The 25,298-nt window shown below is 70.7% G+C and carries 24 protein-coding genes; 18 read left to right on the top strand and 6 right to left on the bottom strand.

Going from position 1 to position 25,298, the window contains the following annotated elements:
* Positions 1–75 precede the first annotated feature (75 nt).
* From D451_RS0119720 to D451_RS0119710, 3 genes are read left to right on the top strand one after another with little or no spacing between them, the layout of a single operon-like run.
* Positions 76–282 (top strand): hypothetical protein, encoded by a 207-nt coding sequence (locus tag D451_RS0119720; RefSeq protein ID WP_026125204.1) that lies wholly within the window; start codon positions 76–78, stop codon positions 280–282.
* Positions 279–980 carry a phosphoadenylyl-sulfate reductase gene (locus D451_RS0119715; RefSeq protein ID WP_017535691.1) on the top strand — a complete coding sequence of 234 codons (702 nt, stop codon included), beginning with the start codon at positions 279–281 and terminating at the stop codon, positions 978–980. The genes D451_RS0119720 and D451_RS0119715 overlap by 4 nt, the downstream gene beginning before the upstream one ends.
* Complete coding sequence (locus tag D451_RS0119710; RefSeq protein WP_017535690.1) at positions 962–1,744, top strand: sirohydrochlorin chelatase; 783 nt, start codon at positions 962–964, stop codon at positions 1,742–1,744. Before D451_RS0119715 ends, D451_RS0119710 begins: the two co-directional genes overlap by 19 nt.
* Here D451_RS0119710 and D451_RS0119705 read toward each other — a convergent pair.
* Together D451_RS0119705 and D451_RS0119700 are read right to left on the bottom strand one after the other, a co-directional pair.
* A complete protein-coding gene (locus D451_RS0119705) occupies positions 1,719–3,008 on the bottom strand; it encodes an MFS transporter (RefSeq protein WP_108914137.1) in 1,290 nt (429 codons plus the stop codon). The genes D451_RS0119710 and D451_RS0119705 overlap by 26 nt on opposite strands.
* Positions 3,009–3,210: 202 nt before the next feature.
* Positions 3,211–3,561 (bottom strand): DUF5713 family protein, encoded by a 351-nt coding sequence (locus D451_RS0119700; protein WP_017535688.1) that lies wholly within the window; start codon positions 3,559–3,561, stop codon positions 3,211–3,213.
* A 118-nt stretch (positions 3,562–3,679) separates the two neighbouring features.
* Between D451_RS0119700 and D451_RS0119695 the strand changes: the two genes are divergently transcribed.
* The 5 genes from D451_RS0119695 (at position 3,680) to D451_RS0119675 (ending at position 10,258) form a co-directional block, all read left to right on the top strand.
* Complete coding sequence (locus D451_RS0119695; protein WP_017535687.1) at positions 3,680–4,336, top strand: pyridoxine/pyridoxamine 5'-phosphate oxidase; 657 nt, start codon at positions 3,680–3,682, stop codon at positions 4,334–4,336.
* A gap of 109 nt (positions 4,337–4,445) precedes the next feature.
* Positions 4,446–6,077, top strand: a complete 1,632-nt coding sequence (locus D451_RS0119690) for an acyl-CoA dehydrogenase family protein (protein ID WP_017535686.1) — start codon at positions 4,446–4,448, stop codon at positions 6,075–6,077.
* Between the two features lie 205 nt (positions 6,078–6,282).
* Positions 6,283–8,427, top strand: a complete 2,145-nt coding sequence (gene glgX, locus D451_RS0119685; protein WP_017535685.1) for a glycogen debranching protein GlgX — start codon at positions 6,283–6,285, stop codon at positions 8,425–8,427.
* Positions 8,428–8,497: 70 nt separating this feature from the next.
* Complete coding sequence (locus D451_RS0119680) at positions 8,498–9,301, top strand: dihydrofolate reductase family protein (RefSeq protein ID WP_017535684.1); 804 nt, start codon at positions 8,498–8,500, stop codon at positions 9,299–9,301.
* Positions 9,302–9,469: 168 nt separating this feature from the next.
* The gene (locus D451_RS0119675; protein ID WP_036568407.1) at positions 9,470–10,258 is read left to right on the top strand and encodes a GntR family transcriptional regulator; all 789 of its coding nucleotides are present in this window, start codon (positions 9,470–9,472) and stop codon (positions 10,256–10,258) included.
* 105 nt (positions 10,259–10,363) lie between these two features.
* Here the strand turns inward: D451_RS0119675 and D451_RS0119670 are convergent, their stop codons facing one another.
* On the bottom strand, positions 10,364–10,747 hold the full coding sequence (locus D451_RS0119670; protein WP_017535682.1) for a hypothetical protein: 384 nt from the start codon (positions 10,745–10,747) through the stop codon (positions 10,364–10,366).
* Between the two features lie 252 nt (positions 10,748–10,999).
* Between D451_RS0119670 and msrB the strand changes: the two genes are divergently transcribed.
* The 3 genes from msrB (at position 11,000) to pssA (ending at position 13,167) form a co-directional block, all read left to right on the top strand.
* Positions 11,000–11,446: a peptide-methionine (R)-S-oxide reductase MsrB gene (msrB, locus tag D451_RS0119665; protein WP_014910176.1), complete on the top strand. Its 447-nt coding sequence runs from the start codon at positions 11,000–11,002 to the stop codon at positions 11,444–11,446.
* Positions 11,447–11,714: 268 nt separating this feature from the next.
* Entirely contained in the window at positions 11,715–12,383 is a 669-nt protein-coding gene (locus tag D451_RS0119660) for a phosphatidylserine decarboxylase (RefSeq protein ID WP_017535681.1), read from the top strand.
* Entirely contained in the window at positions 12,370–13,167 is a 798-nt protein-coding gene (pssA, locus tag D451_RS0119655) for a CDP-diacylglycerol--serine O-phosphatidyltransferase (RefSeq protein ID WP_014910258.1), read from the top strand. Before D451_RS0119660 ends, pssA begins: the two co-directional genes overlap by 14 nt.
* Before the next feature lie 69 nt (positions 13,168–13,236).
* Here pssA and hemQ read toward each other — a convergent pair whose 3' ends face one another.
* On the bottom strand, positions 13,237–13,947 hold the full coding sequence (gene hemQ / locus D451_RS0119650) for a hydrogen peroxide-dependent heme synthase (protein WP_014911538.1): 711 nt from the start codon (positions 13,945–13,947) through the stop codon (positions 13,237–13,239).
* On the bottom strand, positions 13,944–15,416 hold the full coding sequence (gene hemG / locus D451_RS0119645) for a protoporphyrinogen oxidase (RefSeq protein WP_026125202.1): 1,473 nt from the start codon (positions 15,414–15,416) through the stop codon (positions 13,944–13,946). Before hemG ends, hemQ begins: the two co-directional genes overlap by 4 nt.
* 168 nt (positions 15,417–15,584) lie before the next feature.
* Between hemG and D451_RS0119640 the strand changes: the two genes are divergently transcribed.
* Positions 15,585–16,670, top strand: coding sequence for a DUF4349 domain-containing protein (locus D451_RS0119640; RefSeq protein ID WP_017535679.1), 1,086 nt, complete (start codon positions 15,585–15,587; stop codon positions 16,668–16,670).
* A gap of 64 nt (positions 16,671–16,734) precedes the next feature.
* On the opposite strand, the gene hemE is transcribed toward D451_RS0119640, so the two are convergent.
* Positions 16,735–17,703 (bottom strand): uroporphyrinogen decarboxylase, encoded by a 969-nt coding sequence (hemE, locus tag D451_RS0119635; protein ID WP_014908338.1) that lies wholly within the window; start codon positions 17,701–17,703, stop codon positions 16,735–16,737.
* A gap of 338 nt (positions 17,704–18,041) precedes the next feature.
* On the opposite strand from hemE, the gene D451_RS0119630 reads away from it, so the two are divergent.
* From D451_RS0119630 to D451_RS0119605, 6 genes are all read left to right on the top strand, one after another.
* Entirely contained in the window at positions 18,042–18,617 is a 576-nt protein-coding gene (locus tag D451_RS0119630) for a DUF3000 domain-containing protein (protein ID WP_014909935.1), read from the top strand.
* Positions 18,618–18,728: 111 nt separating this feature from the next.
* Entirely contained in the window at positions 18,729–19,979 is a 1,251-nt protein-coding gene (locus D451_RS0119625) for an HRDC domain-containing protein (RefSeq protein ID WP_026125201.1), read from the top strand.
* Positions 19,980–20,190: 211 nt separating this feature from the next.
* Positions 20,191–21,192: a tetratricopeptide repeat protein gene (locus D451_RS0119620; protein WP_014911108.1), complete on the top strand. Its 1,002-nt coding sequence runs from the start codon at positions 20,191–20,193 to the stop codon at positions 21,190–21,192.
* An 89-nt stretch (positions 21,193–21,281) separates the two neighbouring features.
* Positions 21,282–21,782: an FBP domain-containing protein gene (locus D451_RS0119615; RefSeq protein WP_017535676.1), complete on the top strand. Its 501-nt coding sequence runs from the start codon at positions 21,282–21,284 to the stop codon at positions 21,780–21,782.
* A gap of 181 nt (positions 21,783–21,963) precedes the next feature.
* Positions 21,964–23,139, top strand: a complete 1,176-nt coding sequence (locus D451_RS0119610) for a thiolase family protein (RefSeq protein ID WP_026125200.1) — start codon at positions 21,964–21,966, stop codon at positions 23,137–23,139.
* Positions 23,136–25,229, top strand: coding sequence for a 3-hydroxyacyl-CoA dehydrogenase NAD-binding domain-containing protein (locus tag D451_RS0119605; RefSeq protein WP_017535675.1), 2,094 nt, complete (start codon positions 23,136–23,138; stop codon positions 25,227–25,229). The genes D451_RS0119610 and D451_RS0119605 overlap by 4 nt, the downstream gene beginning before the upstream one ends.
* The last annotated feature ends 69 nt before the right edge of the window (positions 25,230–25,298 follow it).

Genomic DNA, 25,298 nt, shown 5'->3' with positions numbered 1-25,298 from the left:
CCCCGGGCCCGCGCCCGGGGACCCTCCCGGCCCCGGATCGTCGGGGCCGGGCCCGATCGGAAGGAGAGGTGCGTCGTGTCCGAAAGGGCCGCACCTTACTACTGCCCCTACTGCGGCGACGAGGACCTCGTGCCCGAGGAGGGGGCCGCCGTCAAGGGCGAGGGCTACCCCTGGGCCTGCCTGTCCTGCGCCCGGGTGTTCCGGGTCAAGTACGTGGGCCTGCGATCGGCGTCGTTCTCCTCGGACGGCGCCGCGTCCAGACCGATGGAAGGGAACGTATGAGCACCACCATCACCCGCCCCGGAGGTCCCGAGTCGGCCGAGCGCGCGGCCCGGGAGCTGGAGGAGGCCACGGCCCGGGAGATCGTCCTCTGGGCCGCGGAGACCTTCGGCGACCGGCTGTGCATGACCTCCTCGATGGCCGACGCCCTCATGGTCGACATCGTCTCCAAGGCGGTCCCGGGGATCGACGTGATCTTCCTGGACACCGGATACCACTTTCCCGAGACCATCGGTACCCGTGACGCCGTCGCGTCCATCTACGACATCAACCTCGTCAACGTGGAGCCGGTGCGAACCGTGGCCGAGCAGGACCTGGCCCTGGGCCCGAGGCTGCACAACCGCGACCCCGGCATCTGCTGCCACCTGCGCAAGGTGGAGCCGCTGCGCAAGGCGCTGGAACCCTACTCGGCCTGGTTGACCGGGCTGCGCAGGCAGGACGCGGCGACACGACGCGATACCCCGGTCGTGCAGTGGGACCGGCGGCGCCGGATGACCAAGGTCAATCCGATCGCCCGGTGGACCCAGGAGGAGGTGGACGCCTACATGAGCGAACACGGTGTGCTGGTGAACCCGCTCCAGTACGACGGCTACCCCTCCATCGGCTGTGAGCCGTGCACTCGGCGGGTCGCGCCCGGCGAGGATCCGCGCAGCGGCCGCTGGGCCGGGACCGGCAAGACCGAATGCGGGATCCACGTATGAGCGCCCGGGGCGAGAGCACGGTCTCCTCGGTGCCGCTGTTGGCGGTGGCGCACGGCAGCCGCGATCCGAGGTCGGCAGCGGCGGTCGAGGCGCTCTTCTCCCGGGTGCGCGCCCTGCGTCCCGGGACGGAGGTGCGTCTGGCCTACCTGGACCATGTCGAGCCCGGTGTCGAGGAGGCCCTGGAGGGGCTCGCCTCGGAGGGCGCGGGCGAGGTCGTGGTCCTGCCGGCCCTGCTGACGGCGGCCTTCCACAGCAAGGTGGACCTGCCCCGGGCCATGGCAGGGGTCCGGGAACGGAGTCCGTGGCTGCGCGTCCACTACGCCGACACGCTGGGACCTCATCCGCTGTTGCCGGAGGCGGTGGAGCGCCGGTTGGCCGAGGCCGGGGCGTCCGCCGATCCTGGGACGGCGCTGGTCCTGGCCTCGGCGGGTTCGAGCGATCCGGAGGCCGACGCCGTGGTGGCGAAACTGGGCCGCCTGCTCGCCGAACGGGGGCCGTGGCGCGAGGTGCGGGCGGCCTACGCCTCCGCTTCCTCCCCCACTCCGGACGAGGCGGTCGCGGCACTGCTGGCGGACGGCGCCGAACGGGTGGTGGTCTCCACCTACCTTTTGGCCCCGGGGTACTTCGCCGACCGAGTGCGCGAACGTTCGGTGGCGGCGGGGGCCTCCGTGGTCTCCGAGGCCCTGGGCGACGCTCCGGAGCTCGCCGAGGTGGTGTGGGAGAGGTACGACGCCATGGTCACCTCTCCGTACGGCGTGACCTGAACCCTCTTCGGGGACGTCCCTCGGCGGGACGTCGGACGGGCGGCTCTTCCCCGGCCGCCCGTTCGGCGTCTCCGGAGCCCGAGCGCAGGGCGGTGACCGAGGCGATCAGCAGGACCCCGGCGGAGAAGAGCAGGGCTCCGGGAGCCCCCACCGCTCCGGCGACCCCCGCCGCCGCGGCGGGGATGGCCACCTGGCCCAACCGGTTGCCCCAGACCCGCAGCGCCAGGACGGCCCCGCGAGAGCCCTCCGGGGCCAGGGTGGCGACCTCGGCCATCGTCAGGGGCTGTCCCAGGCCCAGAAGGAACCCGCCCAGGACCAGCACCACCGCCAGGACCGCGAAGCCTCCCGTGGGCAGGGCGACCAGGGCCAGGGCGACGGCGGCGACGAAGGTGCTGGTCACGATGAGCGTCCCGCGCGACCAGCGGCGCAACAGCGCTTGCAGGATCAGGCGGGAGAGCAGGGAGGAGCCCGCGCGCAGGCTCAGCAGGACGCCGACCAGCATCGGGGAGATGCCCCGACTCTCCGCGATGAGCGGCAGGAAGGCGGTGAGGATGTCGACCGCCGACAGCAGGGCCAGGCTGGTGAGCAGCGCGGAGGGCATGCCGCGCTGTCGCAGCAGGTCGCGGGTGGGCACCGGCGGGGTGTCTCGCCGGTCCGCGGCGCGCCGTGACGGTCTCAGCCGCGCGAGCGGCAGCAACGGGAGGACGCCCAGCGCGGCGGTGACCCCGGCCACGACCAGTGCGACGGAGGTGGCCGAGAGCAGGGCCGCGCCGGAGGTGTCTCCGAGGACGGCGCCCGAGATGAGGGGACCGACGAGTTGGCCCAGGGAGGCGGCCGCGGTGAACCAGCCGAAGTCGCGGTCCAGGTGGCCGGGGCGCGAGTATCGGGCGATGAGGCCCTGTCCGGCCACCATGCACAGCAGGTGGCCGACGCCGACGATCGTGCTCGCCAGGGCGATCCCGAACAGTCCGCCGGAGAGCGCCAGGGACAGCCCGCCCAACGCGAGGACGGCCGCGCCCAGGCCGACGATCCAGGCGATGCGCGCCGAGCGGTCGATGGAACGCCCCAAGGGGACCGCGATGAGCAGGGGCAGGAGCGCGTAGGCCGCCGTGACCAGGCCGACCTCGACGGCGTCGCCGCCCACCGCGATGGTCCGATAGGAGATGAGGGGTCGGGCGAGGTTGAGTGCGGTGTGGGTGAGCACGACGCTGCCCAGGAGGGACCACAGCCACCAGGAGCGTTCGGGAGGTTCCGCGTCCGTCATGGTCTCCTCTTCCCGCTCCGATCCCCACGCCGGTCGTCCCGTCACCGGATGTCATGGACCGAGACGCCACGGCCAGGGCATCGTATCGAGGACACGAGGTGCGAAACCGGGCGGGGTCGGCGCCCCCGGCGGCCGCGTGGAAGGACGGTCGAACGCCATGTCGTCGACGTTCGAGCGAGGCGGGCACCGCCCTTCCGGTGATTCACCACTCGCGGGGCGCGATGAGCTCCTCGGGATCGGCGTCGTGGAACCCGTGTGCGGTGGCCACCCGCCGGAAGGACTCGCCGATCTCGTCCCTGGCCACGGTCTCGATCTCGCTGCCGGCCGCTCCGAACTCCTCCTCCAGGTCGTTGAACTCCTCGGTGGCCGCGTGGGTGAGGACGTACAGCGCGTCGAGGTCGGCGGGGCGTTCGGCCTCGATCCGCGCGCTCAGGCGCAGCAGGATCGCCTTGCCGCGGTCCACGAGGTGGTCCGGGAAGTAGGGGTCCCGGTACATCCCGACGAGCAGGGAGTCCGGGTCCGGTCCCGTGGGGGCGGTGGTGTCGCTGTTCATATGTGTCTCCTCGTGGTGCGAAGGGTGCGAGGGGATTCTTCGGGACGCCTACGACACTTCCGTCACCGAGGCCTCGATAGGTTCGACGGACGGACATCGACCGGACGGAAGGGGCACGATGGGCGAGGGGATGCGGGACCTGCTGCGGGGGCTGAAGGTGTTCGCGGGGCCGTTGGGCTCCTTCGATCCCGGCTCGGCGCCGGAGGATCCGCTGGAGCTGTTCCGGGAATGGTTCGCCGACGCGGTGGCGACCGAGGTGGACGAGCCCCACGCGATGACGGTGGCCACCGTCGACGCGGACGGGGTCCCCTCGGCGCGGGTCCTCATCCTGAAGGACCTCACCGACGAGGGCTGGTGGTTCGCCACCACCACGACCTCGGCCAAGGGGCGCGACCTCGCGGACGACCCGAACGTGGCCCTGTTGTTCTTCTGGGGTCCGCGAGGACGCCAGGTGCGGGTAACGGGTCGGGCCGAACTCGCCGACGCCGAGGCCCGGGCGGCCGACTTCCGGAACCGGCCGTTGGAGGGCAGGGTGGCCGGTCTGCACGGACGGCAGAGCGAACCCCTCGACGAACTGTCGGAGATCCACCGCACGGCCGAACGCAGCCGTGAGAGGTTGAGGGCCGACCCCGACCTGGCGCCCGACGACTGGGGGCTGTACCTGGTGCGTCCGACGCGGGTGGAGTTCTGGCAGGCCGATCCGGACCGTCGGCACACCCGCCTGCGGTACGAGCGGGCGGGGTCGGGTTGGCGGCGCGGGCTGCTCTGGCCGTGAGCCGGCGAGGCGTCTCCCCCACATGACCGAACCTGATTCGGGTTCACGGGCGGCGGACGGATAGGATGCCCGTCACCCGTCCGCCGCCCGACCCAGGAACGGAGCCGGTATGCCCGCCACTCACGAGGTCTTCAACCAGGCCGCCCCGCTCGGCGACTACGACGCGGCCGAGGATCCGGCCCTGCTGGAGGGGCTGCGGCGCGAGGGCGCCGGTTGGGCCGAACCGGACGTGCGCCGCGTCGGCGTCGCCGCCGGATCCGAGCGGGTCCGTGCCTGGGGCGAGGCCGCCAACACCTACACGCCGGTGCTGCGCACGCACGACCGCTACGGCAACCGTGTGGACGAGGTCGACTACCAGCCCGCCTACCACGTGCTCATGGACCAGGCCGTGGAGAACGGTCTGCACGCCGCGCCCTGGGCCGAGGAACGGGAGGGCGCGCACGTGGCCCGGGCGGCGAAGTTCTTCCTGTGGTCGCAGCCCGAGAGCGGGCACGGGTGCCCCATCTCGATGACCTACGCCGCGGTCCCGGCGCTGCGTCACGCCCCGGAGCTGGCCGAACGGTACGAGCCGCTGCTCACCTCCCGCACCTACGACTTCGGGCTGCGTCCCCCGGCGGGCAAGAGCGGTCTCATCGCCGGCATGTCCATGACGGAGAAGCAGGGCGGCTCGGACGTACGCGCCAACACCACGCGCGCGGTGCCCACCTCCGAGGGGCACCACCTGCTCACCGGGCACAAGTGGTTCACCTCCGCGCCCATGAGCGACCTGTTCCTCACCCTGGCGCGGACCCCCGAGGGGCCCACGTGCTTCCTCGTGCCCCGGGTCCTGGAGGACGGTACCCGCAACGCGCTGTTCGTGCAGCGGCTCAAGGACAAGCTCGGCAACCGGTCCAACGCCTCCGCCGAGCTGGAGTACGAGAACGCGGTCGCGTACATGGTGGGCGAGCCGGGACGCGGGGTGCCCACCATCATCGAGATGGTCAACAGCACCCGGCTGGACTGCGTGATCGGTTCGGCCTCGGGGATGCGCGCCGCCGTGGTGCACGCGCTGAACCACGCCCGCACGCGCGGCGCCTTCGGGGCGCCTCTGGTGGAGCAGCCGTTGATGCGCAACGTGCTCGCCGACCTGGCACTGGAGTCGGAGGCCGCCACCGCCTTGATGACGCGTCTGGCGGGCGCGGTGGACCGCTCCGTGCGCGGTGACGAGCGCGAGACCGCCTTCCGTCGCCTGGGGGTGGCCGTGGGCAAGTTCTGGGTGACCAAGCGCCAGCCCGCCCACGCGGCCGAGGCCCTGGAGTGTCTGGGCGGCAACGGCTACGTGGAGGAGTCCGGGATGCCGCGACTGTTCCGCGACTCGCCGCTCAACTCCATCTGGGAGGGATCGGGGAACGTGGCCGCGCTGGACGTGCTGCGCGCGATGTCCCGCTCCCCCGAGGCGGTGGAGGCCTTCCTCTCCGAGCTGGGCGAGGCCGAGGGGGTCGACCGGCGCTACGACGACACGTTGAAGCGGCTGAGGCGGACCCTGGGCGACACGGAGGAGATGGCCTTCCGGGCGCGTTCGGTGGTGGAGCTGATGGCGCTGGCCCTACAGGCGTCGGTCCTGCTGCGCCACGCGCCGTCCCCGGTGGCCGAGGCGTTCACCCGCAGCCGGTTGGACGGGGAGTGGGGGCACGTGTTCGGCACCCTGCCCCGGGGTGTGGACACCGAGGCGATCCTGGAGCGGGCCAGGCCGCGTTCCTGATCGAATCGCATCGAACGGAAAAGGCGATTTCCTTTTTCTCTTAGGAAATCGTCCATCATTCACATATAGGACACAAAACCCGGAACGGTCGTCGAAGAAGATCATCGGCCCAGTTCGGCATACTTCCGTGCTCAAGGCGGAAGGAAGATGTCGCAACTGAAAACGCCCATCCAGGGCCCCGACACTCAAGAGACTGACGACGCCTATGGTGGAAGTCTGGCCTGGTAGCCCCTATCCGCTCGGTGCTACCTACGACGGTTCCGGGACCAATTTCTCCCTCTTCTCCGAAGCGGCCGAACAGGTGGACCTCTGCCTGTTCGACGACGAGGGGACGGAGACCCGAATATCCCTGACCGAATACGACGGTTTCGTATGGCACGGTTACCTGCCCGGCGTGGGGCCGGGCCAACAATACGGATACCGCGTACACGGGCCCTACGCGCCCGAGCACGGACTGCGCTGCAACCCGAACAAGCTGCTCACCGACCCCTACGCCAAGGCGCTCAACGGCGAGCTCACCTGGCACGAATCTCTGTTCAGCTATCACTTCACGGATCCGACCCGTAAGAACACCGCCGACAGCGCCCCCTACGTGCCCAAATGTGTGGTGGTGAGCCCGTTCTTCGACTGGGGGAACGAGTCTCGCCCGAGCACCCCCTACCACCGGACGGTGATCTACGAGACCCATGTGCGCGGCCTGACCATGCGCCACCCGGGCATCCCCGAACACCAGAGGGGGACCTACTCCGGGCTGGCCCACCCGGTGATGATCGACTACCTCACCTCGCTGGGGGTGACCGCGGTCGAGCTCATGCCCGTCCACCACTTCGTTCCCGAGCACGCCATGGTGGCGCGCGGGCTGACCAACTACTGGGGGTACAACACCCTGGCCTTCCTGGCCCCGCACAGCGGCTACGCGGCGCTCGGTTCCCGAGGGCAACAGGTCCAGGAGTTCAAGGCGATGGTGAAGTCGCTGCACGAGGCGGGCATCGAGGTGCTGCTCGACGTGGTCTACAACCACACCGCCGAGGGCGACCACATGGGGCCGACCCTGTCCTGGCGCGGTATCGACAACCTGGGCTACTACCGGGTCTCCGACGAGGACCAGCGCTACTACCTCGACTACACCGGCTGCGGCAACAGTCTGAACGTGCGGCACCCGCACTCGCTCCAGCTCATCATGGACTCCCTGAGGTACTGGGTCCTGGAGATGCACGTGGACGGGTTCCGTTTCGACCTGGCCTCGGCGCTGGCCCGAGAGTTCCACGACGTGGACCGGCTGAGCACGTTCTTCGACATCGTCCAGCAGGATCCGGTGATCTCCCAGGTCAAGCTGATCGCCGAACCCTGGGACGTGGGGCCGGGCGGCTACCAGGTCGGCAACTTCCCGCCATTGTGGACGGAGTGGAACGGCAAGTACCGCGACACCGTGCGCGACTTCTGGCGCGGCGAGCCGGTCAAGGGCGAGCTGGCCTCCCGGTTGGCCGGCTCCAGCGACCTGTATCAGGACGACGGGCGTCGCCCCGTGGCCTCGATCAACTTCATCACCTGCCACGACGGCTTCACCCTGGCCGACCTGGTCTCCTACGACCACAAGCACAACGAGGCCAACGGCGAGGAGAACCGGGACGGGACCGACGACAACCGGTCCTGGAACCACGGGGTGGAGGGACCCACCGACGACCCGGCCATCCTCACCCTGCGCCGTAGACAGGTGCGCAACCACCTGGCCACCCTGTACCTGTCCCAGGGCGTGGTGATGCTCTCGCACGGCGACGAGATCGGACGTACGCAGAAGGGCAACAACAACGCCTACTGCCAGGACAACGAGATCGCCTGGATCGACTGGGAGGGCGCGGGCCTGGCCGGGGAGTACCCGGAGAACGACCTCCTGGACTACGTGCGCGGGCTGGCCCGACTGCGCAGCGAACATCCGGTGTTCCGACGCCGCCGCTTCTTCCGGGGCAGCCCGATCGAGAGCGGGAGGGCCGGCTCGGACGGGCTCCCCGACATCTCGTGGCTGCGCCCGGACGGGTCGACCATGGAGGGGCCCGACTGGAACGATCCGGAACGGGCCCTGGGCGTGTTCCTCAACGGGGACGCCATCACCGAACCCGACACACGCGGCCGCCCCATCCGGGACGACTCGTTCGTACTGCTGCTCAACAACGGTCCCGAGCCGGTGGAGTTCAAACTGCCGGGGACCGCGTACGGCATGAGCTGGGAGACGATCCTGGACACCGCCGATCCGGACGTGGTGGGACGTCCGCCGATCCCCGCCGGTGGCCCGGTCCGGGTGATCGACCGGGCCCTGATCCTGCTGCGTCGGGCCGCGCACCGCAGGGCCTGACCCGTCCTCGCCCCTCCGGTGCGCCCCGTGCGCCCCGGAGGGGAGGGCCTCCCCGTTAGCCTGGGTGACCATGTCGAGCACACACGACGCGGGGGGCGCCTCGAGCCCCGCGAGCCTTCGCGAACTCCTGCCCGTCCCCGGCCGGGTCGACGTCGATCCGGCCGAGGCCTACGCCTATCCGCCGGTCTCGGACCGGCCCTGGGTCCGCGCCAACATGGTCGCCAGCGCCGACGGTGGTGCCATCGGACCGTCGGGGCGCAGCCGCGACCTGTCCTCGGCCCCCGACCGTCGGATCATGGGCGTCCTGCGCGGTCTGTGCGACGTCGTGGTGGTGGGCGCCGCGACCGCCCGGCAGGAGGGCTACCGTCCGGTCCGCCCCCGCGAGGTGTGGGAGCGACTCCGGGCCGGGCGTCCGGCGACCCCGAGGATCGCGGTGGTCACCCGTTCGCTCGAACTGGACGACGCCCTGTTGGAGACCGCCCCCGAGGACGCGCGCACCATCGTGTTCACCGTCGCCGACGCCCCGATCGAACGGTTGGAACGCGTCTCTGCGCACGCCGACGTCGTGATCGTCGACGACGTGTCCGTACGCCCCGCCCACATCGTTCGGGCGTTGGCCGAGCGGGGTCTGTACCGGGTGCTGACGGAAGGGGGCCCGCACCTGCTCGGGGAGTTCGTCGCGGCGGGTTTGTTGGACGAACTGTGTCTGACGACGAGCCCGCGTCTTCTGGGCGTGGGTTCGCCCCGGATCGTGGCGGCCCCTCCGCCGGCGGCCGGGGAGGCCGGACACCTTTCGCAGGAGAACGTCCCTCTGCGTTTGGCGCACCTTCTGGAGAACGAGGGGAATCTGTTCGCCCGTTACGTCAGGGAATGATGTATTCCCCTGAGAACACCTCCATCACCACTCCGTTCCGGTCGTCCCACAATGACGCATGAACCCTCCCGCAATCGGACATACCCGTGGTGTGCCGTCCACCCGAGAGCTGTTACTGGGCGCGCCGCATCGACGGGGCTCACCGGTGTGGTCCCCCTGGGCGAGAGGATGAACGTGGTGTCGACGTCCGAAAACGGATCAGCCCCGGTCTACAGGGAGATAGCCGAGGAAATTCGAGGACGGATCCGCTCCGGACAATACGCCGACGGCGACCGTCTTCCGGGGGAGAACGCCCTCATGGAGCGGTACGGGATCGCGCGGGCGACCGCTCGACAGGCGCTCTCGGTGCTCACCAACGAGGGGCTGGCCGTGGCCGTGCGCGGTTCCGGCATCTACGTGCGCCTGTTCCGTCCTCTGAGAAGGCACGGCGCCCGTCGCCTGTCCAAGGAGAACTGGGGGTCGGGACGGGCGATCTGGAGGACCGACAGCGACACCCGCGGCTACGAGGTGGAGGGGTTGATCGTCGACGAGGTGGTACCCGAGGATCACGTGCTGCGCGCCCTGGACCTGCCCGGGGCCAGCAGGGTGATCCGACGCTCTCGGCGCTATCTCGTCGACGGCCGTCCCGTACAGAGCGCCGTGTCCCACCTTCCGCGGGCCCTGTGGGAGGGCGACGAGGACTCCGAGTCCGCGCGACGGGTACGCGCCCACGACAGCGGCCCCGGCGGGATCTACGCCCGGCTGGCCGAGGCGGGGCACGCGCCGGCCCGCTTCACCGAGGAGATCCGGGTCCGTATGCCCACCCCCGAGGAGGCCCGCGATCTGACCCTGTTCCCGGGGACGCCCGTGTTGGAGATGGCCCGGACCGCCCTGACCGACGACCACCGGCCGGTGGAGTTCAACGAGATCGTCATGGACGGTTCGGCGTACGTGCTCCAGTACGACTTCGACGCCTGATCCCGCTCCCCCTCGCGCGAAGGAGGGGCTCCCCTCTCGGGAGGCCCCTCCACCGCGCTCGTATCGTCTTTCCGTTCCTCGGTGCCGTCGTTCGTACGTCCTGCCCTATCGGCGGCCCCGCCGCTTGGAGGCGAAGACCAGGTAGGCCAGCGGCAGGAGGACGACTCCCACCGCCACGGCCCCCGCCGCGGCGAACAGCGTGGCACCGGACGAGGTCATCGCCCAGTGCGCCATTCCGAACCCCAGGAGGACCGCCACCGCCACCGCGGCGATGGAGATGCCACCGAACAACCAGAGGAGACCTCGGTCGCTCCAGGGTTCGGGTCTGACGTGGTCGACCCCGGCCAGTGTGCTGCGGGCGCTGAGCTCGGCGGCCCAGCGCAACTCCCGCCCCACGGCGGCGGTCCCCCCGGTGACCGCGCGCGCCCGATTCCGGACGCCCACCGTCGCCTGGTCCAACCACCACAGCCCGTAGCGGACCCTTCCCACACGCAGTGGTCGCCTGTTCACTCCGAGTGCCTGTTGAGCCGTAACAGCCATGTCACCTGCCCCGTGTGCTTCGGCCACTGTCCCCTGTGCGAAGCCCGTACCCGCATGAATCACCAGCGAACGTCACCAAAGGTGAAGTTAGGCGTATGTAGCCGCTAAGGATGATTTACCTTGGTCTGAACTGGTTGACCCTTTTCACACCAATTGACAGCGGGTCGGCATCCGGACCCGATTCCGGGTAGCGTCTTCTCCATGGCTGACGCATCGGACCGGGCCCCGCACGAGAACGGCGGGGGACCCGAGGACCTGCCCAGGACCGACGAGCAGTGGCGGGAGCGCCTCGACCCGATGGAGTACGCGGTACTCCGTCAGGCCGCCACCGAACGTCCCTGGACCGGTGAGTACGTCGACACCAAGACCACCGGTGTCTATCGCTGCCGAGGGTGCGGGGCCGAACTGTTCCGCTCGAACGAGAAGTTCGACTCCCACTGCGGGTGGCCCAGCTTCTTCGACCCGGCCGACACCGACGCCGTGACCCTGCACGAGGACATCTCCCTCGGCATGATCCGCACCGAAGTGCGATGCGCCACCTGCGACTCCCATCTGGGACACGTCTTTCGCGGTGAGGGGTACGACACCCCCACGGACGAGCGCTACTGCATCAACTCCGTAGCGCTCACCCTCGAACCCACGGAGTAGGCTTACCATCCTGGTTCGGCGGGTATCCCCGTGGCCACGGCCGCGATACGCGGGATACCCGGGACCTCCCCGGCTCCCCCGCCCCGAGTGATCGGGGATAATCTCACCAGCGCACCGACGTTCGGCCCTCGTCGACCGGAGGGCGCGCGGAGAGAGCGCCCCACCGGAGAGAGACCCACGCGCCGGCGGACCCGCCCCGGCAGGGCCCACCCCTCACAGCGAAGACCGATGTGCGGGCGACCAGACCGACCCGCGACGAAAGTGCCCGATGACCGACGACTCACCTTCCTCCTCCGCATCCCCCCGCCCGGCGGCGCGTCCGCGTCTGGGCATGGCCCAGGGGTCGGCCCCCTGGTTGATCCCGGCTCTCGGCGCCGCGGGAGCGGCCGCCATCGCCGCCCGGGGCTCCCGTACCCGCGCGCTGATCGCCGCCCCGGTGATCGGCCTCGCCGCGGGGATGACCTGGTTCTTCCGCGACCCGAACCGCGGCCCGGCGACCGGCCGGGTCCTGTCCGCGGCCGACGGTGTCGTCCAGAGCGTCGACCACCGGTCCGACGGGCGCACGCGGATCGCGGTCTTCATGAACCCACTCAACGTGCACGTCAACCGTGCCCCCCTCGCCGGAGTCGTGACCGGCGTCGAGCACCGCCCCGGGGGTTTCCGGCCCGCCTTCGACAAGGACAGCGAGCGTAATGAGCGCGTCATCTGGACCCTTGAAACCGAGATCGGTGAGATCACGGTCGTTCAAATCGCCGGCGCGATGGTCAGGCGTATCGTCCCGTATCTCGCTGCGGGGCAGAAGGTCGAGCAAGGCGAGAGGATCGGGCTCATCCGGTTCGGGTCACGCGTCGACGTCTACCTTCCGTCCGGTGTCGCCCCGGCGGTGGAGATCGGCCAGAAGGTCCGCGCCGGGGAAACCCGCCTTGACGCCGACTGACACCGCTCGCGCGCCCGAACCCGCCGAGGTGTCCGAGGAGGCCCCCCGGCTCCGCCTGGGGATCGCCGACTACCTCACCCTGGGCAACGCCCTGTGCGGCTTCCTGGCCGTGTGCGCGCTGGCCGCCGCGCAGAGCGCGCACCTGGCGGCCGGGGCGTCCGGCCCTCTGCCCAAGACCGCCATGGCCACGGCCGTGGGTCTGATGATGATCGCCGCCTCGCTCGACGTGCTCGACGGACGGGTCGCCCGCAAGTTGGGCGGCAGCGGCATGGGCGCGGAGTTGGACAACCTCGCCGACGTGATCAGCTTCGGTGTCGCCCCGGCGTTCTTCTTCGTCGTGTGGGGCACCATCTCCGGCGGTACCTGGACGCTGCCGGTGGCGGCGGCCGGCGCGATCCTGCTCGCGGTGATCGTGCGACTGGCCCGGTTCTCCTGTCAGGCTCCGGGCGCCGACTACTTCACCGGACTGCCGTGCCCCTTCGGGGCGATGGCCGTGGTGACGATCGTGCTGCTCGACCCGCCGCTCCTGGTCGGCGTGGCCGCGGTGCTGCTCGTGGCCTGGCTGATGGTCAGCCGGATGGAGTACCCCAAGCCCAAGGGGCGCAAGGCCTACGTGGTGCTGGGCATGCTCGGCACCGGTGTGGTCCTCATGGTCGCCTGGGGTCTGGGGCTGCCGGCCGGAGACGCGCTCATCTACCTCATGAGCGCCCTGGTGCTGCTGTTCATCGTCACGATCCCGTTCTACGTGATCGCCACCCGTCGGGAGGCGTCCCGGGTCGAGTGACCGCCCCACGGACCCGAACGGCCCCCGCGCTCGATGAGCGCGGGGGCCGTCGTCGTACCCGGTGGTGGCCTACGGCAGGGAGTCGACCAGCTCGGCCACGCTCTTACGCCGACCGGTGTAGAACGGCACCTCCTCGCGCGTGTGCAGACGCGCCTTGGCACCGCGCAGATGACGCATCAGGTCCACGATGCGGTGCAGCTCGTCCGCCTCGAAGGCGAGCAGCCACTCGTAGTCGTTGAGCCCGAACGAGGAGACCGTGTTGGCCCGCACGTCCGGATACGGGATCGCCATACGGCCGTGCTCGGCGAGCATGGCGCGACGCTCGTCGTCGGGCAGCAGGTACCACTCGTAGGAGCGCACGAAGGGGTACACGCAGATGTTCTCGCGGGGCTCCTCGCCGGCCAGGAAGGCCGGCACGTGGCCGCGGTTGAACTCGGCGGGCCGGTGCAGACCCACGACCGACCACACGGGGGTGGCGGCGCGACCGATGAGGGTGCGACGGAAGTCGGAGTAGATGGACTGCACCTGCTCCGGGGTCCGACCCACCCACCAGAACATGATGTCGGCGTCGGCGCGGAAGCCCTGGACGTCGTAGGCGCCGCGCGTGACGACGCCCTGCTCGGCGGCCTTGTCCAGGAGGGCCTGGAGCTCCTCGGCCGCGGCGGCGCGGTCCACGCCCTCCAGGGAGTCGATCTTGAAGACCGACCACATGGTGTAGCGGATGAGTTCGTTGAGGTCGGTGCCGTCCTGGGCGACCGCCTCGTTCTGCTGGCCCGTCACGGGTTGTCTCCTTGCTGGTTCGTTCCCTCGGCGCCCGAGGCGTCGAGACCGGTGTTGCTGTGGTCGATGAGCGTGTCGGCCAACCGCGCGGCCTCGCGGCCCGCGTCGGCGACACAGGCGGGGATGCCCACCCCTCCGTAGGCGGCGCCGCAGACGCCGAGCCCGTCGTGGCGCTCCACGGCCGTCCGCACGCGTTCCACCCGTCCCGCGTGTCCGACCCCGTACTGGGGCAGTCCGTCGGTCCAACGGGTGACGCGGGTCTGCACGGGAGCGCCGTTCAGGCCGGTGACCACGGCCAGGTCGGCCAAGGCCGCCGCGGCCAGTTCCTCGTCGGAACGGCGCAGGACGGTCGTGTCCCCGAAACGTCCGATGGAGCAGCGCAGGACGACCAGGTCGGCACCGGGGTCGACCCTATCCAGCTCTCGGGCGAGCCAGGGCCACTTGTTGCTGGAGAAGGTCGCGGCCTTGATGGTGAGCCCCTCCCCCGCCGGCACCAGGAAGCCGGTTCCGGTGAGGGGCGCGGGGAAGGCCGAGGCGGGCAGGGCGAAGGTCACCAGGGCCATGCTCGCGTACTCGACCCCGCGGAGGTCTCGGGCGGCGGCGGGCTCGGTGTCGGCGAGCAGGCGCGCGGCCTCCGGGGCCGGGCAGGCCAACAGGACGCCGTCGCACTCGATCCGCCTCTCGGCGCCCTCCAGTCGAACGCTCCAGCCCCGGGAGGTCCGTTCCAGGGCCCGCGCCCGAGTCCCGATCCGCAGGTCCTTCTGGCGCTCGACCAGGGCGTCCACGAGTGTGGCGACGCCGCCGCGCAGGGAGGCGAACACCGGACCGGCCTTGGTGGGGGCGGCGCCCCGCCCCTTGAGACTGGTGTGCACGGCCCGCATGAGGGAGCGATCGCTCCGCGCCATGGGGGCGATCTGGGGCAGGGCCGAGTCGAGGGAGAGTTCGTCGGCTCGGCCGGCGTAGACACCGCCCAACAGGGGCTCGACGAGTCGGTCCACGACCTGCCGGCCCATCCGGATCCCCACGTAGGAGGCCACCGGCACGTCCGAGCGCACCGGGGTACCGGGCCAGACCAGGTCCAGGGCGGCGCGCAGGGTGCCCGCGGGCGAGAGCACCCCGCTCCGGGCCAGGGCCCTCAGATCGCCGGGCACGCCCATGAGCTGCCCCTTGGGCAGGGAGCGGATCCGGCCACGGCTGTAGATGGCGGCCGAGCCGGGTCCGGGGTGCACGACCCTGTCGTCCAGACCGAGTTCGGAGAACAGGTCCACGGCCTCGGGCCTGCGGGCGAGCACCGCCTCGGCCCCGGCGTCGACCGGCACCCCGGCCACCGGCGAGGCGCGCAGCTTGCCCCCCGGAACGTCGGCGGCCTCCAGCACGGTGGTGGTGATCCCCCGGGCGTTGAGACGGTGTGCGGCGGTGAGTCCGGAGACCCCGCCCCCGACCACGACGACATGCGGTGCTTCAGGCATGTCACCAGCTTCCCAGATGTCGGCGGTCACAGTGCTCCGGCGTCCACTGAGAGGACCTCCGGCCCGTGACGAGGGGCGAAGGGCCGGCCCCCATGTGTGCCTTCGACCCGTTGCGCCGGTGTTATCGAAGGGGCCGAACCCGTTCGAGAGCGGCCGCGTCCAAGGCGCATGGACACTTCACCACCCTCTCGGACGGCCCGTGCCGTCGGATCCCTGATCGCCGGAGGGCTGACCGCCCTCCTCCTGACCTCGTGCGGGGCCTCCACCCTGGAGATGGACGCCTCCGCGCCCGCCGACGGCTCCGCCGGTTCCCCCGAACGGGCCGCCCTCGACTCCTACGACGGGGAGGGCGCCGAGGCGGACGAGGCCGCCGACCCGATCGGCACCGACATCGAGGTCGACGAGCGCGCCCTCGTCCACACCGCGTACATGACCGTCCGTGTGGAGGACGTCTCCGAGGCCGCCGAGCTGGCCAAGGAGCTGACGGTGGAGGCCGACGGTCACGTCGCCTCGGAGCGCGTCTCCACCCCGAACGGAGAACCCCCCGAAGGTGAACTGACCCTGCGCGTCCCCGTCGACGGCTACGAGGAGGCCCTCGAAGGGCTGGCCGCCTTGGGCGACCGCTCCGACCTCGAACGATCGGTGGAGGACGTCACCGAGGAGGTGGCCGACGTCGAGAGCCGCGTCGCCTCCTCCGAGGCCGCCCTGGAGACCCTGAGAGGACATCTGGAGAAGGCCGAGGACGTCGACGACCTACTCCGGGTCGAGCGCGAGATCCAGGATCGTCAGGAGTCGTTGGAGGCCTTCCAGGCCCGCCTGGAGGCGTTGCGGAACCAGACCGCCTACTCGACGGTGCACCTGTCGCTGCGCCCGCCCGCCACCTACCTGGAGGAGCGGCCCTCGGGCGAGTCGATCGGCTTCCTGGGCGGTCTGGAGCGCGGTTGGCGCGCCTTGGTCGGGGTCGCCGGAGGCCTGGCCGTGGCCGCCGGCTGGCTGCTGCCGTTCGCACTGGCGGGAGCCCTGATCGGGGCCGGCCCGCTGTGGTGGTGGCGTCGCCGTCGCGCGGCCACCCCTTCCGGTGAGGAGGCGGGCGCTCGCCCGGCCGCACGTGGACGCTCCGGGTCCCCCTTCCGCCGACGGGCGAGGAAGGGCGCCTCCTCGGAACCGGTCTCGGCCGAGACCACCCCGGGCCGAGAGGACCGCGACACCGAGGGCCCCGAGGACACGACCGGAGAGACCGCCGAACGCGGGTGAGACGCGCCTCGGCGCCCGGCCCCTTCGAGGGGCGGGCGCCGAGGAGGCGGAGGAGGGCCGTCGGTCAGACGGCGGTCTCCTCGTGCACGAACGCGGTGAGGCGCTCCAGCATGGTCGGGTCGGTGGTGGGCAGCACCCCGTGGCCCAGGTTGAAGATGTGGCCCTCGGCGGCGCGGCCCCGGGACAGGATGTCGCGGGTGCGGTCGGCGACGACCTCCCAGGGGGCGAACAGGGTCGCCGGGTCCAGGTTGCCCTGGAGGGCGATGCCCGGCTGCACCCGCTGCGCGGCCTTGTCCAGCGGCACCCGCCAGTCCACGCCGACCACGTCGGCGCCGGCCTCGCCGAGCAGACCCAGCAGTTCACCGGTCCCCACGCCGAAGTGGATGCGCGGGACCTCGTGGTCGGCCAGCTGGCCGAAGATCCACGAGGTGTAGGGCAGCACCGAGGCGCGGTAGTCCTCGGCGCTCAGCGCGCCGACCCAGGAGTCGAAGAGCTGGATCGCACTGGCACCGGCCGCGATCTGGGTCTTCAGGAACCCGAGGGTGATGGAGGCCAGACGGCGCATGAGCTCGTCCCAGAGCTCGGGCTCGCCGTACATGAGCGCCTTGGTGTGCTCGTGGTTCTTCGACGGACCGCCCTCGATGAGGTAGGAGGCCAGGGTGAAGGGGGCGCCGGCGAAGCCGATCAGCGGCTTGTCGCCGAGTTCCTCCACCAGCCGACCGACCGCCTCGGTGACGTAGGGAACGTCGTCGGGTTCGAGATCGCGCAGACGCTTGATGTCGGAGGCGTCGCGGATCGGCTCCTCGACCACCGGGCCGACCCCCGGCTTGATGTCGAGGTCGATACCGATGGCCTTCAGCGGAACGACGATGTCGCTGAAGAAGATCGCGGCGTCGACGTCGTACCGGCGGACCGGCTGCATCGTGATCTCGGTGATCATGTCGGGGCGCGCGCACGCTTCGAGCATCGGCACGTCGGCGCGGACCCGTCGGTACTCGGGCAGGGAACGCCCGGCCTGGCGCATGAACCACACCGGGGTGTGGGACACGGGAAGACGCCGGCAGGCGCGAAGGAATGGAGAGTCTTGAAGCGTCACACCTTGATCGTGCCATGCCCGTCGCGGTGCTCTCACTCGGATCACCGAGGAAGGCCTCCCGGCCCGGGGGACGTTCGGGTGCGAACCGGGGTGGTTGACGCTCCGGCGGTTCCAAGAACATCACAAAACCCCGACACGCCGGGGGATCTGCGCCCCGGCACCGGTGACTCGTGCCACGGTCGAACCCGTGCCCACCATCACATCATCGGCGGACCACGTTCGAACGACCCCCGCCAGGACGTGATCACCACAAAATGAAGGCTGACGTTTCCACCATGCCCGATGTCGGTAGCGCCGAGAACGCACAAGAGACGTTCCGGCGAGCGGTCGAGGCCCTCCGCTCCCCCCTGCTGCGCCCCGAGATCACCGTCGGGGAGATCCCCGCGCCCCAACGGCTGGCCCCCCACACCGCCGCCGTGTCGGCCGAGGTCGTCGTCCAGGGCGAGGAGGTCGCCTGGGGGCGACTGATCGTCCTGTACGACCCCGAGGGCACCCGTGACTGGCCCGGCCCCTTCCGGGTCGTCTGTCAGGCCAACTCCGAGCTGGAATCGGAGATAGCGACCGACCCGCTGCTGGGGCCGGTCGCCTGGAGCTGGCTCACCGACGCCCTGGAGGCCAACGGGGCCGCCCACCACACCCTGAGCGGCACGGTCACCCGGGCCACCACCGAGGGGTTCGGCACCAAGGCCCACGAGGGCGCCACCACCGAGGTCGAGATGCGCGCCTCGTGGACGCCGGAGTCCGAGGACCTGTCCGGTCACGTGAACGCCTGGCTGGCCCTGTTGGCGTCGGCGTCGGGGCTGCCGCCCCGGGACGTCACCGACATAGCCCGGCAGCGCTCACGTCCCTGACCCCGGACCGGGGTCGGAAGGCGGTGGGCGCGCGCTTCCATGAGCGTCGAGGACGGGCCGCCCACCGCGTCGGGTGGCCACAGCGCATACCGTAGTGGTGTGGCGAACGCGTTGAACTCCAAGACAGACTCCCGCGAACCCGACCATGACGACTCGGAGAGGGCACCTCTACTGCGGGAACCACGCGAGGGTCTTCCCGAGGTCACCTCCGACCCCGGCACTCTGGCGGGTGTGATCGCGGCCCTGGGCGCGGGCACCGGCCCCGTCGCCGTGGACGCCGAGCGCGCGTCGGGGTACCGGTACGGCCAGCGCGCCTACCTGGTGCAACTGCGTCGGGAGGGTTCCGGTTCGGCCCTGATCGATCCGATCGCCTGTCCCGATCTGAGCGGGGTCGACGCCGCCATCGGCGAGGCCGAGGTGGTGCTGCACGCCGCGCACCAGGACCTGCCCTGTCTGGCCGAGGTCAACCTGCGTCCCGGTCGGCTCTTCGATACCGAGCTGGCCGGACGCCTGCTGGGCTATCAGCGGGTCGGACTGGGCTTCATGGTGGAGCGGTTGTTGGACATCCGTCTGGCCAAGGAGCACTCGGCCGTGGACTGGTCCCAGCGGCCGTTGCCGGAGGACTGGCTGCGCTACGCGGCGTTGGACGTGGAGATCCTCATCGAACTCCGGGACCGTCTGGAGGCGGAGCTGGAGGAGGCGGGCAAGCTGGAGTGGGCCCGTGAGGAGTTCGCCGCGATCCTGGCGGCCCCGCCCAAAGAGCCGCGCGCCGATCCGTGGCGACGCACCTCGGGGATCCACAAGGTGCGTAAGCAGCGTTCCCTGGCCGCCGTGCGCGAGCTCTGGTACGAACGCGATCGCATCGCGCGGGAGCGGGACACCTCTCCCGGCAGGGTCCTGCCCGACGCGGCGATCGTGGAGGCGGCGACGACCATGCCGCGCGACGCCAATGAGCTGAACCGGATCCGCCAGTTCGGCATCAAGCTGGCGCGACGCTATCCGGCCACGTGGCTGAAGGCGATCGATCGGGCCCGGGACATGGCCCAGTCGGAGCTGCCGCGCCCCAACGCTCCGGGCGACGGTCCTCCGCCGGTGAACCGTTGGGCCGACCGCGCGCCGGAGGCCGCACGGCGGCTGGACGCGGCCAAGTCGACGGTGGCGCGGATCGCGGAGGAGATCACGATGCCGACCGAGAACCTTCTGCTCCCCGACACCGTCAGAAGGTTGGCCTGGACGCCTCCCGAGACCGTCGATCCGGACTCGGTGGGCGCCTTCCTGCGGTCCCGAGGGGCCCGGAACTGGCAGGTCGGGTTGACGGCGGAACCGCTGACGAAGGCCTTGCGGGTGCCCGAAGAGGGGTGACCTTTACCCCTTTCTCACACTTTGAATCCAAACGTGATCGAAGTCACCGGCATTCAGGGGCGGTTCACGCCTGTTCCATAGCCCGCTGTCCGATTAAGTTATAGAAACGTGCCCCGGATCGTCAGGGGCTCGTTATCTCTACGACGGGTGTGTACCGAACCGTGGGCTCACAAGGCCCCGGTACGTGATCAGGGAAATGTGGTGAGTCTGCTTGTCGTTCTGGCGTGCGCTGCTACGCGGGACCGGGTTGACGCGTTCCGCCGAGGTCGAGTCGCCCAAGACCGCCTTGCCCACTCACATGGACCATGTCGAGGAACCGTCCGCGCCCATCCCCGAGCAGGTGTCGGCACCCGTGGCGAGCGTCCCCGCCACGGTCCCCGCCGCCCTGTCCGAGGGCGCACGGCCCGGCACCGGGTCCTCCGGCTCGCGTGTGCCCACGGCGGGCATGCGCGCGGCCGCCCTGGAGCGCACTCTCCAATCCCTGGTCGAGCGTCTGGGCACCGAGCACCCGGACACCATCACCGCGCGCAACAACCTCGCGACCAAGTACGCGCAGATGGGGCGTCGCCAGTCGGCCGTGCAGCAGTTCGAGCTGGCCCTGGGCGAGGCGGTGGCGGTCTACGGTGACGACCACCCCAGGACCGAGATCATCCGGGAGAACCTGGCCTGGGCCTTCGAGGACGCCGGTCGTCCCGCGGACGCCGCCGGCCAGTGGGAGACCCTGCTCGGCCAGCGGGAGAGCCAGTTCGGCCCGGCCGACGAGGACACCGTCGAGGCCCGGACGCGTCTGGCCGTCTGCTACCGGCGCAGTGGTCGTGTGGACGCGGCCATCGCCCACTACGAGCGGGCGATCGAGGACGTGGCCTCGACCGAGCGCCGAGAGGACCTGCGCCTGGGGCTGAGCGCCGCGCTGAGCATGACCGGGCGCTACGAGGAGGCCGGGTCCCAGCTCCGCATGGTGCTCGCGGCCCGTCGTCGCCGACTGGGCAAGGGACACCTGGACACCCTGACGGTGCACCACCGTCTGGGCCGGGCCCACACGCAGGCCGGACGGGCCGACGAGGCCGTGGAGGTGCTGCGCGAGGCCTACCGGGTCGCGCTGAACTCCTCCGGCGACCCCGAGGTGCGACGGCTGACCCTGCGACTGCGCCGCGACCTGGCCGGCGCCTACAACGCGGCCGGGCGGCACCGCGAGGCCGACGCCCTGCTGTAGAACGGAACACACGACGGTGGGCCGGGACCCGTTCGGGTCCCGGCCCACCGTCGTCTCCACACCACATCGTCGAAAGGGACGGACACACCGTGCGCGAGGCGACCGCGGAAGAGATGCGCTCCTCCTTCGTCAACTGTTCCAAGGGTGAGACCCGGAGGATGAACCTCCCCCAAGAGGCTCCCCCGCTGCCCTGGGAGGAGATGGAGTTCCTCGGGTGGCGGGACCCGCGGGCCCAGGAGCACGCCTACCTCGTGACCGACTCCGAGGAGGGTCTGGTCGGTATCGCCCTGCGCCTGTCCTCCGGAGGGCGCGGGGGCGGCTTCTTCAGGACCATGGCCTGCTCGCTCTGCCTGACCGTCCACCCCTCCGGCGGCGTCCGCCTGTTCAACGCGCCCAAGCGCGGGGCGGCGGGCCGCAAGGGGGACTCGGTCGGTCTGTACGTCTGCGAGGACCTGGCCTGCCCTCTCTACGTCCGAGGTCTGCGGACCTCTCCCCTGATCCAGCCGGCGGAGACCATCACCCGCGAAGAACGGGTGGAGCGGCTGCGCGACAATCTCGCCCGTTTCGTGACGGGTTTCCTCGTCTCCTGAGGGGAATCCCCTCTGCGGGGATCGTGTCCGCGACCGCCACCGCGGAGCCCTTCCGGCTTCTTTCGATGTGTTCGGCCCCGCCGCTCGCACTATTTGTTACTGGCGAGTAGCATGGACGCATACAGTCCACCCAACGCTTGGAGAAGGAGGGGCCATCGTGTCGCGAACTGCCCGCGATGTCGTGTTTGTCGATGGGGTCCGCACCCCGTTCGGCAAGTCAGGCAAGGGCCTCTACGCCGAGACCCGCGCCGACGACCTGATCGTCCGCGTCATCCGCGAACTGATGCGCCGCAACCCGGGCCTGCCCCCGGAGCGTGTCGACGAGGTCGCCATCGCCGCCACCACCCAGATCGGCGACCAGGGCCTGACCCTCGGGCGCACCGCCGCGATCCTCGCCGGGCTGCCGCGCAGCGTCCCCGGTTACTCCATCGACCGCATGTGCGCCGGCGCGCTCACCGCCGCGACCACCGCGGGCGCGGGCATCTCCTTCGGTGCCTACGACGTCGTGATCGCCGGTGGCGTCGAGCACATGGGCCGCCACCCCATGGGCGAGGGCGTCGACCCCAACCCCCGGATCATCTCCGAGAAGCTGGTCGACCCGTCCGCGCTGGTCATGGGCAACACCGCCGAGAACCTGCACGACCGGTACCCGACCATCACCAAGGAGCGCGCCGACGCCTACGCGGTGCGCAGCCAGGAGAAGGTCGCCAAGGCCTACGCCGACGGCAAGATCCAGCCCGACCTGGTGGAGACCCTGGTCCGCTCCGCGGAGAAGGGCTTCGGCCTGGCCACCCAGGACGAGCCGCCGCGCCCCGGCACCACCATGGAGTCGCTCGCCGGCCTCAAGACCCCGTTCCGCGCGCACGGCAACGTGACGCCCGGTAACGCCGCGGGCCTCAACGACGGCGCCACCGGCACCCTGCTCATGGCCGAGGAGGTCGCCGAGGAGCTGGGCCTGGACGCCAAGATGCGCCTGGTCGACTTCTCCTTCACCGGTGTCGAGCCCGAGGTCATGGGTGTGGGCCCGGTCCCGGCCACCGAGAAGCTCCTCGCCCGCCAGGGCATCGGCATGGACGACATCGGTCTCATCGAGATCAACGAGGCCTTCGCCGTCCAGGTGCTGGCCTTCCTGGAGCACTTCGGCATCGCCGACGACGACGCCCGGGTCAACCCGTGGGGCGGCGCCATCGCGATCGGCCACCCGCTGGCCTCCTCCGGCGGCCGCCTGATGATGCAGCTCGCGCGTCAGTTCGCCGAGCGCCCCGACGTCCGTTACGGCATCACCACCATGTGCGTGGGCCTGGGCATGGGCGGGACCATCCTGTGGGAGAACACGAACTACGAGGGGGGCAAGTGAGCACCGCCATCGAGCAGGCCCGAGAGCTCTTCAAGGACGAGGTCGTCACCAACGCGATCTCCCGTGACGTCGAGCTCCCCTACGGTGCGGGCACCGCCGTCCTGATCACCCTGGACAACGGGCACGACCACACCAAGCCGAACACCTTCGGCCCCGGCGGCCTACTGAGCCTGGACGCCGCGATCGAGGCGGCCAAGGCGCGCACCGACATCGTGGCCGTGGCCGTCACCGGCAAGCCGTTCATCTTCGCCGTCGGCGCCGACCTCACCGGTGTCCCCGCGATTCGGACCCACGAGCAGGCCGAGGCCATCGGCAAGCTGGGCCACGACACGTTCCGCAAGCTCGGCGAGCTGGACGTGCCGACCTTCGCCCTGGTCAACGGTGCCGCCATGGGCGGCGGCGTCGAGGTGGCGCTGCACTGCACCTACCGCACCATCTCCTCCGGCGTCCCGGCCTTCGCCCTGCCCGAGGCGTTCCTGGGTCTGGTCCCCGGCTGGGGCGGCACCTACCTCCTGCCGAACCTGATCGGCGCGGAGAAGGCGCTCAAGCTCATCGTCGACAACCCGCTGGCCCAGAACAAGATGATCAAGGGTCCGCAGGTCTTCGAGATGGGGATCGCCGACGCGATCTTCGACCCCGCCGACTTCGTCGAGGAGTCGCTGCGCTGGGCCGCCAAGGTCCTCAAGGGCGACGTCACGGTCGAGCGCCCCGAGGTCGACAAGGGCGAGGCCTGGGACAACGCGGTCAACATGGCCCGGTTCGTCGTCGAGGGCAAGCTGCACGGCGCCGCCCCGGCCCCGGCCCGCGCCGTCGAACTGGTCGCCGAGGCCAAGAACCGCAGCCGTGACGAGGGCTTCGCCGCCGAGGACGAGGCGCTGGCCGACCTGATCATGAGCCCCGAGCTCAAGGCCGGTCTCTACGCCTTCGACCTGGTCCAGAAGCGCGCCAAGCGTCCCGCCGGCGCCCCGGACAAGTCCCTGGCCCGCAAGGTCACCAAGGTCGGCGTCGTCGGCGCCGGTCTGATGGCCGGCCAGCTCGCCCTGCTGTTCGCCCGTCGCCTCGACGTCCCGGTCGTCATGACCGACCTGGACCAGGAGCGGCTGGACAAGGGCGTGGCCTACGTCCACGGAGAGGTCGACAAGCTCCTGAAGAAGGGGCGCGTCAACCAGGACAAGGCCAACCACCTCAAGGCCCTGGTCACCGGCTCGCTGACCAAGGACGCCTTCTCGGACGCCGACTTCGTCATCGAGGCCGTCTTCGAGCGGATGGACATCAAGAAGCAGGTCTTCGCCGAGGTGGAGGCCGTGGTCTCCCCCGAGGCGATCCTGGCCACCAACACCTCCTCGCTGTCCATCACCGAGATGGCCTCGGGGCTTCGCCACCCCGAGCGGGTCGTGGGCTTCCACTTCTTCAACCCGGTCGCCGTCCTGCCCCTGCTGGAGATCATCCGCGGGGACAAGACCGACGACGCCTCCCTGGCCACGGCCTTCGCCGTCTCCAAGAAGCTGAAGAAGACGTCGGTCCTGTGCAAGGACGCCCCGGCGTTCGTGGTCAACCGCCTGCTCACCCTGTTCATGGGCGAGGTCCTGGGCGCCGTGGCCGAGGGCACCGAGCCCGAGGTGGCCGACCGCGCGGTCGCTCCGCTGGGTCTGCCGATGTCGCCGCTCATGCTGCTCCAGCTGGTCGGTCCGGCCGTCGGTCTGCACGTCGCCGAGACCCTGAACGAGGCGTTCCCCGAGCGTTTCGCGGTCTCGCCGCAGCTGAAGGCCGTGGTCGACGCCGGCAAGACGGCGATCTTCGCGCCGGACCTGTCGATCGACCCCGAGGTGAAGGCGCTGCTCGCGGGCGGGGACTCCCCCTCCGAGGAGAGCGCCATCCTGGACCGCGCCCTGCGCGCGCTGGCCAAGGAGATCCACTTGATGCTGGAGGAGGGTGTCGTGGCCGAGGCCGCCGACATCGACCTGTGCCTGATCACCGGCGCGGGCTGGCCCTTCCACACCGGTGGCATCACCCCGTACCTGGACAAGGTCGGCGTCTCCACCGCCGTGAACGGCAAGCCGTTCCACGAAGGCGACCCGAAGGCCTTCTAGCCTTCCGAGGGACACACGCGACGGGCCCGCTCTCTCCGGGAGAGCGGGCCCGTCGTCGTTCGGCGAGGG

Source organism: Nocardiopsis alba DSM 43377 (genome assembly GCF_000341225.1).
GTDB classification, from domain to species: domain Bacteria; phylum Actinomycetota; class Actinomycetes; order Streptosporangiales; family Streptosporangiaceae; genus Nocardiopsis; species Nocardiopsis alba.
The sequence above is the reverse complement of the archived record's forward strand: the minus strand, read 5'-3'. Positions and strand labels throughout refer to the sequence as shown.

Bases quoted from the DNA above. Each gene is read 5' to 3' on its own strand.
- D451_RS0119695 (WP_017535687.1), top strand. From the start codon at position 3,680: ATGGGCGAGGGGATGCGGGACCTGCTGCGGGGGCTGAAGGTGTTCGCG.
- msrB (WP_014910176.1), top strand. From the start codon at position 11,000: ATGGCTGACGCATCGGACCGGGCCCCGCACGAGAACGGCGGGGGACCC.
- D451_RS0119675 (WP_036568407.1), top strand. From the start codon at position 9,470: ATGAACGTGGTGTCGACGTCCGAAAACGGATCAGCCCCGGTCTACAGG.
- glgX (WP_017535685.1), top strand. From the start codon at position 6,283: ATGGTGGAAGTCTGGCCTGGTAGCCCCTATCCGCTCGGTGCTACCTAC.
- D451_RS0119690 (WP_017535686.1), top strand. From the start codon at position 4,446: ATGCCCGCCACTCACGAGGTCTTCAACCAGGCCGCCCCGCTCGGCGAC.
- D451_RS0119705 (WP_108914137.1), bottom strand. From the start codon at position 3,008: ATGACGGACGCGGAACCTCCCGAACGCTCCTGGTGGCTGTGGTCCCTC.
- D451_RS0119680 (WP_017535684.1), top strand. From the start codon at position 8,498: ATGTCGAGCACACACGACGCGGGGGGCGCCTCGAGCCCCGCGAGCCTT.
- hemG (WP_026125202.1), bottom strand. From the start codon at position 15,416: ATGCCTGAAGCACCGCATGTCGTCGTGGTCGGGGGCGGGGTCTCCGGA.
- D451_RS0119660 (WP_017535681.1), top strand. From the start codon at position 11,715: ATGACCGACGACTCACCTTCCTCCTCCGCATCCCCCCGCCCGGCGGCG.
- D451_RS0119640 (WP_017535679.1), top strand. From the start codon at position 15,585: ATGGACACTTCACCACCCTCTCGGACGGCCCGTGCCGTCGGATCCCTG.
- D451_RS0119715 (WP_017535691.1), top strand. From the start codon at position 279: ATGAGCACCACCATCACCCGCCCCGGAGGTCCCGAGTCGGCCGAGCGC.
- D451_RS0119630 (WP_014909935.1), top strand. From the start codon at position 18,042: ATGCCCGATGTCGGTAGCGCCGAGAACGCACAAGAGACGTTCCGGCGA.
- D451_RS0119700 (WP_017535688.1), bottom strand. From the start codon at position 3,561: ATGAACAGCGACACCACCGCCCCCACGGGACCGGACCCGGACTCCCTG.
- D451_RS0119710 (WP_017535690.1), top strand. From the start codon at position 962: ATGCGGGATCCACGTATGAGCGCCCGGGGCGAGAGCACGGTCTCCTCG.